Origin of the sequence: Streptomyces halobius, assembly GCF_023277745.1 — a bacterium.
GTDB classification, from domain to species: Bacteria; Actinomycetota; Actinomycetes; order Streptomycetales; family Streptomycetaceae; genus Streptomyces; species Streptomyces halobius.
This window is the reverse complement of record NZ_CP086322.1, coordinates 3,031,736-3,049,464: the sequence shown is the minus strand read 5'-3', so window position 1 is coordinate 3,049,464 and position 17,729 is coordinate 3,031,736. Positions and strand designations below refer to the sequence as shown.

Genomic DNA, 17,729 nt, shown 5'->3' with positions numbered 1-17,729 from the left:
CGGGAGACGCGGCAGCCCCGGGGGCGGAGTCCGGCAGAACGCATTTCCTTGCGCAACACCCCTGCGGCTAACCTCCTGGGAGTCACCTTTCTTACGCAGGAGAAACTCCCATGGCCAACGCCGCACAGGTCCAGCGCATGTCCCGCTTGATGATCAAGACACTGCGCGACGACCCGGCCGACGCCGAGACCGCAAGCCACAAGCTGCTCGTCCGCGCCGGGTACGTCCGCCGTTCCTCCGCCGGCATCTGGACCTGGCTGCCGCTGGGCATGAAGGTCCTGGAGAACGTCTCCCGCGTCGTCCGCGAAGAGATGGACGCCATCGGCGCGCAGGAAGTCCTGCTGCCGGCCCTGCTGCCCAAGGAGCCCTACGAAACCAGCGGCCGCTGGGAGGAGTACGGCGACCTCCTCTTCCGTCTCAAGGACCGCAAGGGCGCCGACTACCTCCTCGGCCCCACCCACGAGGAGATCTTCACCCTCACGGTCAAGGACCAGTGCACGTCCTACAAGGACCTGCCGGTGATCCTCTACCAGATCCAGACCAAGTACCGCGACGAGGCCCGCCCCCGCTCCGGCGTGCTGCGCGGCCGCGAGTTCCACATGAAGGACTCGTACAGCTTCGACACCACGGACGAGGGCCTGGAGCAGTCCTACGCCCTGCACCGCGGGGCGTACCAGAAGATCTTCCAGCGGCTGGGGCTGGACTTCCGCATCGTGTCCGCCGTGTCCGGCGCGATGGGCGGCTCGGCGTCGGAGGAGTTCCTGGCCCCCGCCGCGGCCGGCGAGGACACCTTCGTGGACTGCCCCTCGTGCGACTACGCGGCGAACACCGAGGCCGTCACGGCCACGGTGGCGCCGGTGGACGGCAGCGCCGTCGGCCCGGTCGAGGAGCTGGACACCCCCGACACCCCGACCATCGAGACGCTCGCCGAGTACCTGGACGTCCCGGCCTCCGCCACCCTGAAGAACCTCCTGGTCAAGGTAACCGGGACATCAGCGGCCGGCGCCGCGGGCGAGATCGTCGCGGTGGGCGTGCCCGGTGACCGCGAAATCGACATGGGCAAGCTGGGCGAGCATCTGGCCCCGGCCACCGTCGAGCTGGTCACCGCCGAGGACTTCGTCGACCGGCCGGAGCTGGTCCGCGGCTATGTCGGCCCGCAGGGCCTGGCAGGGAAGGCGTTCACGTACATCGCCGACCCCCGGGTCGCCCCCGGCACCTCCTGGATCACCGGTGCCAACAAGGAGGGCAAGCACGCCCGTAACGTCGTCACCGGCCGCGACTTCGAGGTCGACGAGTACCTCGACGTGGTCGTCGTCGAGCCCGGCGACCCCTGCCCGAAGTGCGGCACCGGCCTGCGGATCGACCGCGCCATCGAGATCGGCCACATCTTCCAGCTCGGCCGCAAGTACGCGGACGCCTTCGAGCTGGACGTGCTCGGCCAGAACGGCAAGCCCGCCCGCGTCACCATGGGCTCGTACGGCATCGGCGTCTCCCGCGCGGTGGCCGCGCTCGCCGAGCAGACCCACGACGAGAAGGGGCTGTGCTGGCCGCGCGAGGTCGCCCCGGCCGATGTGCACGTCGTCGCCGCCGGCAAGGCCAAGCAGACCGAACTCGCCCTGGAAGTGGGGGAGCGGCTCGGCGCCGCGGGCCTGCGGGTGCTGGTCGACGACCGTGCCGGAGTCTCGCCGGGCGTGAAGTTCACCGACGCCGAACTGCTGGGCGTGCCGACCATCGTGGTCGCGGGGCGGCGCGCGGGCGAGGGGGTTGTCGAGGTGAAGGATCGGCGTACGGGGGAGCGCGAGGAGCTGAGCGTCGAGGAGGCCGTGGCTCGCCTCGGCGCGTGAGCTTGCGCCTGCGGCGGGCGTGGGTTTTTCGGGTGCGGTGACGGGCCTCCGGACGGTGGGGGGAAAGGGGCCGGTGGGGGCCCCATGTGGTCCGTCGGGTGCCTGTGGTCGCGACCACGAGGTGCACATGACCGACTACGTGCACTCCCACCGGTTTCCCCAACTCCCTCGGGAGCGGGACACCCAAAGACGTGGGGCTCAGGCACAGCGCAGCTACAGCCAGGTCGCGAACTCCAACAACAGCTCCCCCCGCCGCCGATCTCCCCCCGCCGACTCCCGTACCCCTGCGCGCACCGCTCGGTACAGTGCCCAGTTGCGCAGCCGGTCCCGGTCGACGTCCAAGGAGTCGGCCAGTTTGGCCACCCTGCGGCGGGTCGCGGCGGCCGCGCCTGAGCCGGCCGCAAGGTCTTCGAAGCGGTCCAGCACCAGGCTTGCCAGGTCGTACGCCCGCTCGCCGACCACCGGCGCCGGCCCGATCGCCAGCCATGGTGCCCGCTCACCGGCCAGCACCTTGCCCTGCCGGAACGCGCCGTGCAGCAGGAATCGTTCCTGGGATTCGGCCGGCAGCGTCCGGCGCAGCTCCAGCGCCTCCTCGATCAGCGGTGCGGCCGCGCGCGGCAGGGAGTCCGCGGTCCGCAGCGCCGTCACTGCCTGCTCCGTGTGGTCGGTCAGCGTCTCGAAGGGGTGCTCCTCGCCCGGTGGCACCCATAGGCGGCGCACCGTGCCCGCCGCTTCCAGCAGCGCCTTGGCCTCCGGCAGCGACCGCAGCGACACCCCGCTCTGCAGCCGCTCCAGGAGGAGCGCACCGCTTGCCTCGTCGGACCGCAGCAGCCGCACCGCGCCCCAGCCGTCCCACACGGTCAGCGCCGCGCCCTCCAGTGCGGAAGCGCGCCCCGGCACCGGGATCTTCAGTGCCGCGGGCGTCCCGCCCTGCTGCCGTACGAGCGCGACGAGACTGCTGCGGCCACCGGGGGCGTGCACCCTTTCCAGCGTCAACTCCCAGCCCTCCAGCCGCTGTTGAACCAGTGTCGGCAGTGCCTCCAGCCAGTCCCGTACGGGGCCTTCCGGATCGCCGGGCAACGAGTTCAGCAACCGTTGCGGCGGTTCGATGGGGGCCGTTGCCATGCGTGAGCTGTCCCTTTCGTGGGGGCGGTGGCCGCGTGCGGCCGGTCGTTCAGAGCGCGTCGGAGGGGGCGCTCGCGGAGCCCGACGGGGCGTCGGGGGCCGTGGCCCGCTCCGGGAGCCCAGGGAAGGCTACGCCGCTGCCGCGCCAGCGCACCGACCGCACCGCCGCCTCACGCAGCGCGGCCGCCGCCTCCCTGCGCCGCTCCTTTCCGCCGGCCCGTACGAGGTCCGCGTAGACGGCGGCCAGCCGTTCCTCCAGCTCGGCGGCGAGCCGGGCGGCGGCAGCGGTGTCCGGTACGGGGAAGGGCAGTTCGTAGGCGGCCGCCGCGGCCTCGGGCCTACCGCCCAGATCACGCACGGTGCGGTGCAGCGCGTCCCGGCGCGCGCGATGCGCGTCGTAGGCCGCCTGTGCCTCCTTGCGCCGGGCATCGGCGATCCGCCCGCCGACGACGCCGTAGCCGTACACGGCGGCATGTTCGGCGGCCAGCGCTGCCTGTACGGCGGTCAGCTCGTCCTGCGCGCTGTCCTTGTCGCGAGTGGTGCCCGTCATCGGGGGCGTGCTCCTTCCCTGGTCATGTCCTGGCGGCCGGGCACCCCTGCCGGGGGTCGCCTGCTCCCACCGCCCCGCCCTGCCTCACGCCCCGGCCTCCGTCAGGAGGTACGCATGTGTCGCGCCCGCCGCCGCCACCGAGGCGAGCAGCCGGGCCAGCTCCGGCGGCGCGGAGGTCAGCGCCTTGGTGCGCGCGTCGGCCAGCTTCCGTTCCGTGTCGGCGAGCGCGGTGCGTGCCGCCTTCTCGTCCTCGGGCACCGGCTCGTTCTCGGGCGTCGACTCGCCTGTGGCCGCTGAGGGCCCGGATGTGGGCGCGCCGGAGTGGCGGACGGGCCGGCCGGAGGGCGTGGTGCCGGGGGAAGGGGTGGCTTTGCCGGCCCTGTCGTCGGTGAACGCGTCGGCGTGCCGGGCGACTTCGGCGCGCAGCGGCCCCAGTCGGGCCTCCAGGTCCGGGTGCGCGTCCAGCGTCGCGTCATAGCGCGCCAGCAGCGCCACGCTGTCGGCGGCGGACCGCTCGCGGAGCCGGTTGGCGGCGGAGGAGTGTTCGTCCTGCTCGGGGCCGGGCTCCTCGGAGCAGCCCGCCAGCAGGGCCGCGCCCCCGAGGGCGGTGCCGGCCAGCAGGGTTCTTCTGCGCATGAGCGCCACGTTCGGCACGTTCCACTTCCAGGGGTCTTCCGTTGTGATCACCGCAGGCGAGAGTATCCGTGACCGCCCGCGGAATCGTCAGTACCCCGCCGGAACCGATAGGCTTTGACCCGACACGCGACCCACCCACAACAGCACACGCGGCCGAGGAGTCACCCGGATGAGCACCACCCAGAGCGAGAGGCTGCGCGGACTGCTTGAACCGCTCGTCGCCGCGCGAGACCTGGATCTGGAAGAGATCGAGGTGACACCGGCGGGCAAGCGGCGGGTGCTGAGGATCGTGGTCGACTCCGATGACGGCGTCCAGCTGGACGAGTGCGCCGAGCTGAGCCGCGAGGCATCCCAGGCGCTGGACGACACCGATGTGATGGGCGGCGCCCCGTACACCCTTGAGGTGTCCTCACCCGGCGCCGACCGGCCGCTGACCGAGCCGCGGCACTACCGCCGCGCCACCGGACGCCTCATCAAGGCCCAACTGACCGTGGAGGCGGGCGCCGGCGAGCTGGTCGCCCGCATCGTCGCCGTCGACGACACCGCCCTGGACCTTGAAGTCCCGGGCGTCAAGGGGCGCAAGCCGACCTCCCGCCGCATCGCCTTCGACGAGATCGCCAAGGCGCGGGTCGAGCTGGAGTTCAACCGCAAGTCCGACAAGCGCGACACGCGGCAGGACGAGAAGATCGACAAGACCAGAACCGACGAGAACAAGGAGGAGGCGTAGCCGTGGACATCGACATGAGTGCCCTGCGGGGACTGGTGCGAGAGAAGGAGATCTCGTTCGACCTGCTGGTCGAGGCGATCGAGTCGGCCCTCCTCATCGCATACCACCGCACCGACGGCAGCCGTCGGCACGCGCGGGTGGAGCTGGACCGCGGCACCGGGCATGTGACGGTGTGGGCGAAGGAAGATCCGCAGGACGTGCCGGAGGGCGCCGAGCCCCGCGAGTTCGACGACACCCCCTCCGGTTTCGGGCGGATCGCGGCGACCACCGCCAAGCAGGTCATCCTGCAGCGGCTGCGGGACGCCGAGGAGGAGGTCACCTTCGGCGAGTACGCCGGACGTGAGGGCGATGTCGTCACCGGTGTCGTGCAGCAGGGCAAGGACCCCAAGAACATCCTGGTCGACATCGGCAGGCTGGAGGCCATCCTGCCGGTGCAGGAGCAGGTCCCCGGCGAGGACTACGCGCACGGGACGCGGCTGCGGTCATACGTCGTCCGAGTGGTCAAGGGTGTGCGCGGGCCGTCCGTGACGCTGTCGCGTACGCACCCCAATCTGGTGAAGAAGCTCTTCGCCATGGAGGTCCCGGAGATCGCGGACGGCTCGGTGGAGATCGCCGCCATCGCACGGGAGGCCGGCCACCGCACCAAGATCGCGGTGCGCTCCACCCGCTCCGGGCTGAACGCCAAGGGGGCCTGCATCGGCCCGATGGGCGGCCGGGTGCGCGCCGTCATGGCCGAGCTGAACGGTGAGAAGATCGACATCGTGGACTGGTCGGACGACCCGGCCGAGCTGGTGGCGAACGCGCTGTCGCCGGCCCGGGTCAGCAAGGTCGAGATCATGGACCTGGCGGCCCGTTCCGCCCGGGTCACCGTCCCCGACTACCAGCTGTCACTGGCCATCGGCAAAGAGGGACAGAACGCCCGGCTCGCCGCCCGTCTCACGGGCTGGCGGATCGACATCCGCCCGGACACCGAGCACCAGGCACCACAGGACTGAACTCTGCGGCGGACGTCCTCGGCGCACCGGAAAAAAGGTGGCGCCGAGGACGTCCGCCGGGAATTCTGAGCAGCTGTTCGGGCATTACCCCATCAAGGGTGAGCCCGCACGGGGAGGTAGACTTAAGCAGTGTCTGGCCGGACGCATGCCCGCGCATGCCCTGAGCGCACCTGTCTGGGATGCCGGGAGCGAGCGGCCAAGGGCGATTTGCTGCGCATCGTGGTGATCGAGGGTGAGTGTGCCCATGATCCTCGGGGTACGCTGCCCGGCCGGGGTGCCTATGTGCACCCGACACTGGTCTGCCTCGATCTGGCGGTCCGCCGCCGGGCGTTCTCCCGAGCCTTCCGGGGCCGGGGACCGTTCGACACGACGGCATTGCGTCGGTTCATCGAGCGGGGCGCTGATTGATGGCGCCATGGCCAAGCACAGCAAGAAACGCACAGCGCACGGAAAACCGTGCGGTCAGGTACCTCGCGAGTCGGAAGTAGGTCGAGATTGCGATGAGCACTCGATGAGTACGCGATGAGTACGCCCATGAAGTAGCGACGGTCCGGTGGACACCCGGACCTAGAAGGAGCGAAGTGGCTAAGGTCCGGGTATACGAACTCGCCAAGGAGTTCGGCGTTGAGAGCAAGGTCGTCATGGCCAAGCTCCAAGAACTTGGTGAATTCGTCCGTTCGGCGTCCTCGACGATCGAGGCGCCGGTTGTTCGCAAGTTGACCGACGCTTTCCAGGCAGGCGGCGGCAGTGGCCGCGCAGCCTCTGGCAAGCCCGCGGCGCCGCGCAAGTCGGCCCCCGCCAAGCCGTCCCCGTCGGCCCCGTCGCCGGCGAAGGCGGCGCGTCCGGCCGCCCCGAAGCCGGGCGCCCCCAAGCCGGGCCCCGCGGCTCCCGCCCCGGCGGCCCCCGAAACCCCCAAGATCACTCCCGCCCCGACGCCGGGTCCGCGCCCCACGCCGTCCCCGAAGGCGGCGGCACCCAAGCCCGCTCCGGCCGCGCCCGCGCAGCCCGAGTTCCAGGCTCCGCCGGCCGCTCCGTCGGGTCCCCGTCCCGGTGCCACCCCCGGCCCGCGTCCGGGCCGTCCGTCGCCCGCGCAGGGCGGTCAGGGCCGTGGCGGCGCTCCGCGTTCCGGCGGCGACCGTCAGGGCGGCCGTACCGGCGGTGCCCGTCCGGGCCCCCGTCCGGGCAACAACCCCTTCACGTCCAGTGGCTCCACGGGCATGGCCCGTCCGCAGGCCCCCCGTCCCGGTGGCGCCCCGCGTCCCGGCGGCCAGGGCGGCCCCGGTGGCGCGCCGCGCTCCGGTGGCCAGGGCGGTCAGCCCCGGCCGCAGGGCCAGGGCGGCGCCCGTCCGACCCCCGGTGGTATGCCCCGTCCGCAGGGTGCGGCTCCCGGCGGTGCCGGCCCGCGTCCCGGCGGCGGTAACCGTCCGAACCCGGGCATGATGCCGCAGCGTCCCGCTGCCGGCCCGCGTCCCGGCCCCGGTGGTGGTGGCGGCGGCCGCGGTCCCGGCGGTGCCGGTCGTCCCGGTGGCGGCGGCGGTCGTCCCGGTGGCGGCGGCGGTTTCGCCGGTCGTCCCGGTGGCGGCGGCGGTCGTCCCGGTGGCGGCGGCGGTTTCGCCGGTCGTCCCGGTGGCGGCGGTCCCGGTGGCGGCGGCTTCGGCGGCCGTCCCGGCTTCGGCGGTCGTCCCGGCGGCCCCGGTGGCCGCGGTGGCACGCAGGGTGCGTTCGGCCGTCCCGGCGGTCCGGCGCGTCGTGGCCGCAAGTCGAAGCGCCAGAGGCGCCAGGAGTACGAGGCCATGCAGGCCCCGTCGGTCGGCGGCGTCCTGCTGCCGCGCGGCAACGGCCAGAAGGTCCGGCTCTCGCGCGGTGCCTCGCTGACGGACTTCGCGGAGAAGATCAACGCCAACCCGGCGTCGCTCGTCCAGGTCATGCTGAACCTGGGGGAGATGGTCACCGCGACCCAGTCGGTCTCCGACGAGACGCTGCAGCTCCTCGGCGATGAGATGAACTACGTCGTCGAGATCGTCAGCCCGGAGGAGGAGGACCGCGAGCTTCTGGAGTCCTTCGACATCGACTTCGGTGAGAACGAGGGCGGCGAGGAGATGCTCGTCGCGCGTCCGCCGGTGGTGACCGTCATGGGTCACGTCGACCACGGTAAGACCCGCCTGCTGGACGCGATCCGCAAGACGAACGTCATCGCGGGCGAGGCCGGCGGCATCACGCAGCACATCGGTGCGTACCAGGTCGCGACCGAGGTCAACGACGAAGAGCGTCGCCTCACCTTCATCGACACCCCGGGTCACGAGGCGTTCACCGCCATGCGTGCCCGTGGTGCCAAGTCGACCGACATCGCGATCCTCGTGGTGGCGGCCAACGACGGTGTCATGCCGCAGACGATCGAGGCGCTGAACCACGCCAAGGCGGCCGAGGTGCCGATCGTGGTCGCGGTCAACAAGATCGACGTCGAGGGCGCCGACCCGACCAAGGTGCGCGGCCAGCTCACCGAGTTCGGTCTGGTGGCCGAGGAGTACGGCGGCGACACGATGTTCGTCGACATCTCCGCCAAGAACGGTGTCAACATCGACAGCCTGCTGGAGGCCGTCGTGCTCACCGCGGACGCCGCGCTCGACCTGCGCGCCAACGCGGAGCAGGACGCGCAGGGCATCGCGATCGAGGCCCACCTCGACCGCGGCCGTGGCGCCGTGGCGACCGTCCTGGTCCAGCGCGGCACGCTGCGCGTCGGCGAGACGATGGTCGTCGGCGACGCGTACGGCCGGGTCCGGGCGATGCTCGACGACAAGGGCAACAACGTCGAGGAAGCGGGTCCGTCGACCCCCGTCCTGGTCCTGGGTCTGACCAACGTCCCGGGCGCCGGCGACAACTTCCTGGTGGTCGATGAGGACCGTACGGCCCGCCAGATCGCCGAGAAGCGCGCGGCGCGCGAGCGCAACGCGGCCTTCGCCAAGCGCACCCGCCGGGTGTCGCTGGAGGACCTGGACAAGGTCCTCAAGGCCGGCGAGGTCCAGCAGCTCAACCTCATCATCAAGGGCGACGCTTCTGGTTCCGTCGAGGCCCTGGAGTCCTCGCTGCTCCAGCTCGACGTCGGCGAAGAGGTCGACATCCGGGTGCTGCACCGCGGCGTCGGTGCGGTAACGGAGTCCGACATCAACCTGGCGTCCGGCTCCGACGCGATCGTCATCGGCTTCAACGTGCGCGCCGAAGGCCGTGCCACGCAGATGGCCGAGCGCGAGGGCGTCGACGTCCGCTACTACTCGGTCATCTACCAGGCGATCGAGGAGATCGAGGCGGCCCTCAAGGGCATGCTCAAGCCGGAGTACGAGGAGGTCGAGCTCGGTACGGCGGAGATCCGCGAGGTCTTCAAGTCGTCCAAGCTGGGCAACATCGCGGGTGTCATCATCCGCTCCGGCGAGGTCAGGCGGAACACCAAGGCCCGCCTGGTCCGCGACGGCAAGGTCGTCGCGGAGAGCCTCAACATCGATGGTCTGCGCCGCTTCAAGGACGACGTCACCGAGATCCGCGAAGGCTTCGAGGGTGGTATCAACCTCGGAAACTTCAACGACATCAAGGTCGACGACGTCATCGCGACGTACGAGATGCGCGAGAAGCCGCGCGGCTGATCACGTACACGGTCAGGGGCCGGTCGGCGGAGGAATTTCCGTCGATCGGCCCCGGTCGTTCCGTGTACGGTTCGAATAACTCAGACGCTTCCAGCTACCGCTGGGAGGAACCCCAAGGCCCCGCGGGTGGCTTGACCCTCCCCCAGGCCCCAGAGGGGCCCGGGAGGTGCCCCCACTGCATGTATCTAGGGACGCTGTCCTTCGACCTGCTTCTCGGCGACGTCCGGTCGCTGAAGGAGAAGCGCTCCGTCGTCCGCCCGATCGTCGCCGAGCTGCACCGCAAGTACGCGGTGAGCGTCGCGGAGGTCGGGGACCAGGATCTGTACCGCAGGACCACCATCGGCCTGGCGGTGGTGTCCGGGGACCCGGGGCATGTCACCGAAGTCATGGACCGCTGCGAGCGCCTGGTCGCCGCACGGCCCGAAGTGGAGCTGCTGTCGGTTCGGCGGCGGCTGCACGGCGAAGACGACTGGTCATGACGACCGGGCAGGTCATCGCCGGTGGAAGCACAATTGTGAAAGACAAGAAGGAGACGGACCAGTGGCCGACAATGCGCGGGCGAAGAAGCTGGCGGACCTCATCCGGGAGGTGGTCGCCCAGAAGCTGCAGCGCGGAATCAAGGACCCGCGACTCGGTACGCATGTGACCATCACGGACACCCGGGTCACCGGCGACCTGCGGGAGGCGACGGTCTTCTACACGGTCTACGGCGACGACGAGGACCGTGCCAGCGCGGCCGCCGGGCTGGAAAGCGCCAAGGGCGTCCTGCGCTCCGCGGTCGGGGCCGCGGCGGGAACGAAGTTCACGCCCACCCTGACTTTCGTGGCGGACGCCCTGCCGGAGAACGCCAAGACGATCGAGGACCTGCTCGACAAGGCGCGGGCCTCGGACGCCAAGGTGCGCGAGGTGTCCTCGGGCGCCCAGTACGCCGGCGACGCCGACCCGTACCGCAAGCCCGGTGACGACGAGGACGACGAGGGCGCAGCGGCGGAATGAAGCGGCAGAGCAACAAGCCGGGAGGCCTTGTCATCGTCGACAAGCCGGCCGGCTTCACTTCGCACGACGTCGTGGCGAAGATGCGGGGCATGGCCCGCACCCGCCGGGTCGGGCATGCCGGCACGCTCGACCCGATGGCCACGGGCGTGCTCGTCCTGGGCATCGAGCGGGCCACCAAGCTGCTCGGCCATCTCGCGCTGACGGAGAAGGAGTACGTCGGCACGATCCGGCTCGGGCAGACGACGGTCACCGATGACGCGGAGGGCGAGATCACCGCGTCGAAGGCGGCGCACGCCCTGGCCCGCGAGGACATCGACGCCGGGATCGCCGCGCTGACCGGCGAGATCATGCAGATCCCGTCGAAGGTCAGCGCCATCAAGATCGACGGCAAGCGGTCGTACTCGCGGGTCCGGGACGGTGAGGACGTGGAGATCCCGGCCCGGCCGGTCACCGTCTCCTCGTTCGCGGTGCACTCCGCGCACGAGACCGAGGCGGAGGACGGCACCCCGGTCACCGATCTGCTGGTCTCCGTCGTCTGCTCGTCCGGTACGTACATCCGCGCGCTGGCCCGCGACCTGGGCGCCGGGCTCGGCGTCGGCGGCCATCTGACCGCGCTGCGGCGCACACGGGTGGGCCCGTACAAGCTGGACCAGGCACGCACGCTGGAGCGGATTCAGCATGCGGTGGATGACGCCGAGGGCGCCGGGCTGCCGGTCATGCCGCTCGGTGAGGCCGCCGCTGCGGCCTTCACCCGCTGGGACGTCACCGAGCCGGCCGCGCGCCTGTTGCTCAACGGCGCGCGGATTCCGATGCCGCGCTTCGGTGGGGACGGGCCCGTGGCGGCCTTCGGGCCGGACGGGACGTTTGTGGCGCTGGTGGAGAATCGCGCCGGGAGGGCGAGGAGTCTTGCTGTTTTCGGCTGAGTTTCCGCTGCGCTCGGCGTAGCGCTGGGCTCGGCGTGGGCCGACTTGGTTGCTGGCCTTGTCGGCCGTCCGGCCTTGGGGATGCCTGCGGCGGGCCTGGGCCCCACGTTGTCGGCTGTCGCGCCGTGAGGGGTTCGCCTGCGGCGGGCGTGGGGTTTTCGGGTGCGGTGACGGGCCTCCGGACTCCGTCCTGCGGCCTTCCCCCATAGCCTGAAGGGCATGGGAGGTCCCCCCGTCCTCCCGACGGTGGGTGGAGAGGGGCCGGTGGGGGCACATGTGGTCTGTCATATGTCTGTGATCGTGACCACAGGGCGCACATGACCGGCTACGTGCACCCCCACCGTCTATTCCCACCTCCCTCGGGAGGTGCCGGTCCGCAGGACGGAGTCCGGAGGGCCGGCACCGCTGCCGAACAGCCCCGCGCAGCGGCAACAGTCCACCGCGGGTGCAACGGTGGGATAGCCGAAAACTGGCCAAGGCGCAGCGGGCGGGCGCAACGGCGACAAGTCTCCACGACGGGTCAGCCGAAGACGGTCGGAACCAAGTCGGCCCGGGAATTCACTCCTGCGGGGAGGCGCACGGAGTGAAACCAAGGCGCGGACGGGGCGCTTTCCCCCAAGCCACCTGTTGCGAAGATCACCGGCTGCCTACCGTCGGAGTGAGGGGACCGGCGGGAAGAAAATCGGCCTGTCGGAGTGAGGGGACCGGCGGGGAGAAACACGGCCCGTCGGAGCAAGGGGACCGGCGGGGAGGAATTCGGCCATGGCGTTGCTGGATGCCGATGCGGAGGGGGCGTTGGTGCGCATCCGTGATCTGGCGGGCAGGCCGCGCGGCACGGGGTTTCTGGCGGATCACCACGGCACGGTCATTACCAGCCATGAGGCGGTCGACGGGCTGGCGCGGGTGGTGCTGCACCCGATGCGGGACGCCGGGACGGGCGAGGGCATGGGCGAGGGCGTCCCCCCGCGGCGCGGCGCCGAGCGGGCCTGCCTGGTGGACGCCGACGCCGTCACCCCCCTGCCGGAGACCGATCTCGCCCTCGTACGGACCGACGGTTTCGGTCTCCCCGAGCTCACGCCGCTGCCGGTCGGTGCGGGCCGCCCCGAGCCGGGTACCGCCGTACGGCTCTGGGCGGGCCGCTGGCTGGACGGGACCGTCGTCGGCACCGGCTCCGAGGTGACGTACACGGCGACGGATCTCTTCCATCTCCTCGGTGAGGCAATGGAGTTGGCGCTCTGCATTCGTGGCAGGAAGGCGCTGCGGCTGGGCGGTCCCGCGGCGGGCGGGCCGGTGCTGGACGCGCGGACCGGCGCGGTGATCGGGGTGCTCGGTACGGCGCTGATACCGCAGACTTCCGGCGGTGGTCAGGCGGGAGAGACCCTCGGCGGGCGGCGGGCGGGCGGTTTCGCGATTCCGCTGCGGGCGGTGGCCGACGCGGCTCCCGGGGGTGCGTTGGCCGGGTTGCTGGAGCGCAATGCGGCGACCGTCCCGGCGTACGGGAGCGAGCTGAATGCGGCGGGAGTGCTTCGGCTCACCACGGCCTCCATGGGGTCGGCCGGGCGGCCGGGGCGATGGTGGGAGCCGGTCGAACGGCCGGAGGTGGTACGGGAGTTCTCGCGGTTCGGGGTGGAGGGGGAGTCTGGGGAGCAGGGGGGCCTCGGGGGTGACGGCGACGGGGCGCTGGTGCTGGCGCTGGTGGGGGATCCGGGGACCGGGCGGAGTACGGAACTGGCCCGTCTCGCCGCTCGCCGCATCGAGGGGACGACGCCGGCCCCGGTCATCTGGCTGCGTGGCGCGGATCTCCGGGGCGGCGACGAGGGCGTCCGTGCGGCGGTGGAGCGCGCGCTGTGCTCCGCCGGCCGGATCGTCGCCGCGTCCGGGCCGGCAGCCGGCGACCCGGCGGACACCACACCCGACGTCGTGGCCCGGCTCACGGCCGCGGCCGGGCGTCCGCTGCTGCTGCTCCTGGACGGTCCCGAGGAGATGCCGCCGGCCCTGGCACAGCAACTGCCCGACTGGACCGATGCGACGGCCGCCTGGCTGCGCTCGTCCGGTGCGCGGCTGATCATCGCCTGCCGCCCCGAGTACTGGGAGCGGGCCGGTGCGCTCTTCCCGCCCGGTCTGCTGTACCGCCCCCGTCATGAGCCTGTGACGTCGTCGCCCCGTGTCCCTCCGGCCTGGGAGCTTCCCGCCTGCGTACGACTTGGCGATCTCCCGGAGGAGCAGGCGGCGCGCGCCCGTGGGCGCTACGGTCTGCCGGCGGGTTGGGGGCCGGCCCGCTTGAGCACAGCCGAAGGCGTGGGGCAGCAGGCCGCGGCGGATGCCTGCCATCCGCTGGCGCTGCGTCTGCTCGCGGAGGTCCGGGCGGCGCTGCCGAAGGGGGGTGCGCAGCGGCCGGACGGTCGCCCGTCGGAGGGGGAGCCGGACCCCGCCGGGCCGCCCGCCCGGCATGAGATCTTCGACGCCTACCTCGACCTGGCCTGCCTGCGGATCGCCGTACGGATCGCGGCCGGCTACCGGCCCGCGCCGCGCGGCACGGCCCTGCGCCGGATGGCCGCGCAGGTGGCCGGGCAGGTGCACGAGGCGGCCCGTCGGTGCCTGGGCCGGGGGCAGGGCGGGCTGGACCGCGAGGCGTTCGAGGAGGTGTTTCCGCCGGGGCCGGGCTGGGCCGCCGCGGTGCTGGCGGAGGGGTTGCTGGTCCCGGCGGGCCCGGGATACCGCTTTGCGCACGAGGAATTCGCGGAATGGCTGCAGGGCGCCCATCTCGATCTCGACGCGGCGCTGCGGATGCTGGTGCATCGAGGACGGCACGAGGCGGGGGAGGGGGAGACGAGGGCGGCGGAGGAGACGGAGGCGCCTTCGGGGGCGGGCCCGGTCACCGGCGGCCCGGCTTCGCCTTCGGGTGAGCCCTCCGGTCGGCTGCCCTCGCTCGGCGGTGAGCGGTTGGCCGGTTTTGGTCCCTCCGTACGCTGCCATCCCGTCCCCGGTTACCGCATCGGACCGGTCCTCCAGGCGCTGCTGCTCCTCGCCCGACGCGAGGGGACGGTACAACTGGCCCGCCGCCTGGCGGAGCTGGTGCCGCCCGCGACCGCATCCGCCGCCGGGCCCGCGTCCGCGCGCCGCGACGCCGACTCCCGGTGGTGGGCCTCCCACCTTCTCGGCGAGACGCTGCTGCGGGTCCCCGACGCGACCCCGTACAACGGCGTGCTGCGCCTGCTCGCCGACCGGATCACGCACCGCTCCGCCCAGGCGGGCGGCTTCGCGCGCACCGGGATGGACGCCTTCGGGCCCGGCTTCTGGCGGCGTCTCGCACTGGCCGACGGGGACCGGATGGAGCTGCTGCGCCTCCTCCTCCCGGCGGACGGGCCACCGCCCACGGCGCCGGGCGTACGGACCGATACGGGAACGGCGGCCGCCGAGCCATCCGCCCACGGCCACGGCGACACCGCGAGCCCTGGCCCAGACCCCTCGGCGCCGCGATCCGGCCGCGCCGCCCGCCCCTTCGCGCGGCCGCCGCGCGTACGCGTCCACACGGCCGACGCCCGCGGGACGAAACCCCCTGCAGAAGCCGCCCCCTCCGACGGAACGCATGTGCATCACACCCCCACCACGTCCGGTGCGGCGACCTCCCGCTCCGCTCAGCCCCCGCGCTTTCTCGACACCGCCGCGGAGCTATTGGTTGCCGATCCCGTACGGATTCAGCCACTGCTGTGCACCTGGTTCGACGACACCCGCCGTCTGCAACGCGTCATCCCGGCCGCCGACACTCCGTCCGCCCCTGATGCGCACCCCGCCCACGTCAGCCCCCCTCTCCGGGAGATCACCGTGGCCTCCGCCGCCCAGGCCCTCCTCCACACCCACCGCCGGCGCGCACTCGACGACCTGACCGAGGCGCTCGTCGTCGCCGCCCACCCCAAGGCGGACGAACTGCTGGACGCGCTCGCCGAGGACGAGCCGTCCGCGGTGTGCCGAGCCGTGGACCGCTGGGCCCACGACGAGCGCCCGGAGCGCCGGCTGGCCGCCGCGTCCTACGGTCTGCGCGTCGCCCCGTACGCCACCACGGACGCCGACCGTGCGCTCCTGCGCTTCGGCGCCCTCACCCTGCTCTCCCGGACCGGGGACGGCGCCCACCACACCCCCGCGCTCGCCCTCCTGGTGGGCGACCGGACCACCCGCTCCCGGATACTGGACCGGGCACTGGCCCGCTTCGTGGCGGGCGATCCACGGCTGCCGCCCGGGACCTTCGCGGACGCCCTGGCCACCCACCCCGAGCAGGTGCTCGACGCGTTCCGGACCCGGCTGTTCGGCGGCGCCGGCTCCTCGGCGGCGGCCGCGATATTGCGGACCCTCGTCGAGACCGGCGGTTCCGCGCCCCTACCCCTGACGCTCACCCACCGCGTCGCCGGCCTCGTCCACGAGTACGCCGAGCGGTACCCGGACCACGCCACGCGGCATCTCGCGGACTTCGTGGAGCGCCGTCTCGAACGGGGCCCCGGTGCGCGCGCCGCGCTCCGCCCGCTTGTGGTGGAGCTGCTGACGCTCCGGTCCGCTCCGGTCCGGTGCGCGCTCGCTTCCGTGCTGGCCGCGGCGGGGTCCGGTGACTCGGCCGCACTGCGCCACGAGCTCCTGGACGTGCTGCTGACCGGCGAGCCGTACGAGGCACCCGGCCCCGCCTACGGCCGGCGGAATGGCGGAAACGGATCGGTCGGAGCGGACACCCGGGTGCTGGAAGCGGTGCTGCGGGCGGCGGCGGAGGGCGCGGAGCGGCGGCCGGAGGACCGTACCCGGGAGTTGGTACACCGCACCGGGGTGCTGCTGGCCCGTACGCCCGAGGGCGCGGCCTGCTTCGACCGGAGGCTGGTGGAGCTGGGGCGGAAGGTGCCCGGCTTCGCTCGGCGGGTGCGGCAATGGGTCGCGACGGAGCCGGGGGAGTGGGCTGCCGTGGTGGGGCCCACGGCCCGCGCCTCGCTCGCGGGATGACCGGGCCGACCTACCAGGATGCCTCGTCGCCGCGCTGTCCATGTCATCTGTCGTGCCGCCGGTCGGCGTCCCGGGAGCGGGGGTGCCCCAGGCAACAGCGGCCAGGCCACCCTTCGCGCGTGGCCCCGGCCCCGGCATGGCAGTCTTAGACCTGCGTCATGCCGAATTGGCGCAGTGGACGGACTAGAGTTCGGGCAAGGAGCGGGCACAGTGCAGCGCTGGCGTGGCTTGGAGGACATCCCCGAGGGCTGGGGACGCAGCGTCGTCACCATCGGCTCGTACGACGGTGTGCACCGCGGTCACCAATTGATCATCGGCAAGGCAGTCGAGCGCGCCCGTGAGCTGGGAATTCCCGCCGTGGTCGTCACCTTCGACCCGCACCCGAGCGAGGTGGTGCGGCCCGGCAGCCACCCGCCGCTGCTCGCGCCGCACCACCGCCGCGCGGAACTGATGGCCGAGCTGGGGGTGGACGCCGTGCTGATCCTCCCGTTCACCAAGGAGTTCTCGAAGCTGGCACCGGCCGATTTCGTGGTCAAGGTGCTGGTCGACAAGCTGCATGCGCAAGTCGTCGTCGAGGGCCCCAACTTCCGTTTCGGGCACCGGGCCGCCGGCACCGTCGAGACCCTCGCCGAGCTCGGTGTCACCTATGACTACACCGTCGAGGTCGTCGACCTCTTCGAGCGCGGGGAGGCGGGCGGCGGCGAGCCGTTCTCGTCCACGCTCACCCGCCGCCTGGTCGCGGAGGGCGATGTGGCCGGCGCGATGGAGGTCCTGGGCCGGCCGCACCGCGTCGAGGGCATCGTCGTACGGGGTGCGCGGCGCGGCCGCGAACTGGGCTTCCCGACGGCCAATGTGGAGACCCTGCCGCATACCGCGATCCCGGCCGACGGCGTGTACGCGGGCCTGCTGAACGTCGAGGGCGAGGCGATGCCGGCGGCCGTCTCCGTCGGCACCAACCCGCAGTTCGACGGCAAGATCCGCACGGTCGAGGCATACGCGATCGACCGCGTCGGCCTCGATCTGTACGGCCTGCATGTCGCCGTCGACTTTCTCGCCTACATCCGGGGCCAGGAGAAGTTCGCCACGCTCGACGCCCTGCTGGAGCGGATGGCGATCGATGTGAAGCAGGCGCGCGAGCTGATCGCCGCGGCGATGTGACGCGCCGACGCGGGTGCCGGGAGCGCGGGCTTCCCGGCCCTCGGCCGCCCGCGGTTCCTGAGCCTCCCGGCTCCCGGGCCTCCCGGTTCCCGGGGGCTCACGGTTCACCCGTCCGGAGCACGTCGCGATACGGGGAAGGGCCCGGCACCTGAGTGCCGGG

The 17,729-nt window shown here is 72.4% G+C and carries 13 protein-coding genes; 10 read left to right on the top strand and 3 right to left on the bottom strand.

What is annotated here, in order from left to right; genetic code table 11:
* The first annotated feature begins 110 nt into the window (after positions 1-110).
* Positions 111-1,844 (top strand): proline--tRNA ligase, encoded by a 1,734-nt coding sequence (locus K9S39_RS13880; RefSeq protein ID WP_248863651.1) that lies wholly within the window; start codon positions 111-113, stop codon positions 1,842-1,844.
* 213 nt (positions 1,845-2,057) lie between these two features.
* Here the strand turns inward: K9S39_RS13880 and K9S39_RS13875 are convergent, their stop codons facing one another.
* The 3 genes from K9S39_RS13875 to K9S39_RS13865 all read right to left on the bottom strand — a co-directional run bounded on the left by K9S39_RS13875 (position 2,058) and on the right by K9S39_RS13865 (position 4,155).
* Positions 2,058-2,969: an aminoglycoside phosphotransferase family protein gene (locus K9S39_RS13875; protein ID WP_248863650.1), complete on the bottom strand. Its 912-nt coding sequence runs from the start codon at positions 2,967-2,969 to the stop codon at positions 2,058-2,060.
* Between the two features lie 49 nt (positions 2,970-3,018).
* A complete protein-coding gene (locus K9S39_RS13870) occupies positions 3,019-3,519 on the bottom strand; it encodes a ferritin-like domain-containing protein (protein WP_248863649.1) in 501 nt (166 codons plus the stop codon).
* 84 nt (positions 3,520-3,603) lie between these two features.
* Positions 3,604-4,155, bottom strand: coding sequence for a hypothetical protein (locus K9S39_RS13865; protein WP_248868738.1), 552 nt, complete (start codon positions 4,153-4,155; stop codon positions 3,604-3,606).
* A gap of 169 nt (positions 4,156-4,324) precedes the next feature.
* Here K9S39_RS13865 and rimP point away from each other — a divergent pair, with 169 nt between their 5' ends.
* The 9 genes from rimP to K9S39_RS13820 all read left to right on the top strand — a co-directional run bounded on the left by rimP (position 4,325) and on the right by K9S39_RS13820 (position 17,569).
* On the top strand, positions 4,325-4,882 hold the full coding sequence (rimP, locus tag K9S39_RS13860; protein WP_248863648.1) for a ribosome maturation factor RimP: 558 nt from the start codon (positions 4,325-4,327) through the stop codon (positions 4,880-4,882).
* A 2-nt stretch (positions 4,883-4,884) separates the two neighbouring features.
* Positions 4,885-5,877 (top strand): transcription termination factor NusA, encoded by a 993-nt coding sequence (gene nusA, locus K9S39_RS13855; protein WP_248863647.1) that lies wholly within the window; start codon positions 4,885-4,887, stop codon positions 5,875-5,877.
* 129 nt (positions 5,878-6,006) lie between these two features.
* Positions 6,007-6,285, top strand: a complete 279-nt coding sequence (locus tag K9S39_RS13850) for a YlxR family protein (protein WP_248863646.1) — start codon at positions 6,007-6,009, stop codon at positions 6,283-6,285.
* A 173-nt stretch (positions 6,286-6,458) separates the two neighbouring features.
* Positions 6,459-9,512: a translation initiation factor IF-2 gene (gene infB, locus K9S39_RS13845; RefSeq protein WP_248863645.1), complete on the top strand. Its 3,054-nt coding sequence runs from the start codon at positions 6,459-6,461 to the stop codon at positions 9,510-9,512.
* A gap of 179 nt (positions 9,513-9,691) precedes the next feature.
* Positions 9,692-9,991 (top strand): DUF503 domain-containing protein, encoded by a 300-nt coding sequence (locus K9S39_RS13840; protein ID WP_248863644.1) that lies wholly within the window; start codon positions 9,692-9,694, stop codon positions 9,989-9,991.
* A gap of 61 nt (positions 9,992-10,052) precedes the next feature.
* Positions 10,053-10,508, top strand: a complete 456-nt coding sequence (gene rbfA, locus K9S39_RS13835; protein WP_248863643.1) for a 30S ribosome-binding factor RbfA — start codon at positions 10,053-10,055, stop codon at positions 10,506-10,508.
* Entirely contained in the window at positions 10,505-11,431 is a 927-nt protein-coding gene (gene truB, locus K9S39_RS13830; protein WP_248863642.1) for a tRNA pseudouridine(55) synthase TruB, read from the top strand. Before rbfA ends, truB begins: the two co-directional genes overlap by 4 nt.
* 762 nt (positions 11,432-12,193) lie before the next feature.
* Entirely contained in the window at positions 12,194-16,411 is a 4,218-nt protein-coding gene (locus tag K9S39_RS13825; RefSeq protein ID WP_248863641.1) for a hypothetical protein, read from the top strand.
* 210 nt (positions 16,412-16,621) lie between these two features.
* Complete coding sequence (locus K9S39_RS13820; RefSeq protein WP_248863640.1) at positions 16,622-17,569, top strand: bifunctional riboflavin kinase/FAD synthetase; 948 nt, start codon at positions 16,622-16,624, stop codon at positions 17,567-17,569.
* The last annotated feature ends 160 nt before the right edge of the window (positions 17,570-17,729 follow it).

Bases quoted from the DNA above. Each gene is read 5' to 3' on its own strand.
- K9S39_RS13840 (WP_248863644.1), top strand. From the start codon at position 9,692: ATGTATCTAGGGACGCTGTCCTTCGACCTGCTTCTCGGCGACGTCCGG.
- K9S39_RS13870 (WP_248863649.1), bottom strand. From the start codon at position 3,519: ATGACGGGCACCACTCGCGACAAGGACAGCGCGCAGGACGAGCTGACC.
- K9S39_RS13880 (WP_248863651.1), top strand. From the start codon at position 111: ATGGCCAACGCCGCACAGGTCCAGCGCATGTCCCGCTTGATGATCAAG.
- K9S39_RS13825 (WP_248863641.1), top strand. From the start codon at position 12,194: ATGGCGTTGCTGGATGCCGATGCGGAGGGGGCGTTGGTGCGCATCCGT.
- truB (WP_248863642.1), top strand. From the start codon at position 10,505: ATGAAGCGGCAGAGCAACAAGCCGGGAGGCCTTGTCATCGTCGACAAG.
- K9S39_RS13875 (WP_248863650.1), bottom strand. From the start codon at position 2,969: ATGGCAACGGCCCCCATCGAACCGCCGCAACGGTTGCTGAACTCGTTG.
- rimP (WP_248863648.1), top strand. From the start codon at position 4,325: ATGAGCACCACCCAGAGCGAGAGGCTGCGCGGACTGCTTGAACCGCTC.
- K9S39_RS13865 (WP_248868738.1), bottom strand. From the start codon at position 4,155: ATGCGCAGAAGAACCCTGCTGGCCGGCACCGCCCTCGGGGGCGCGGCC.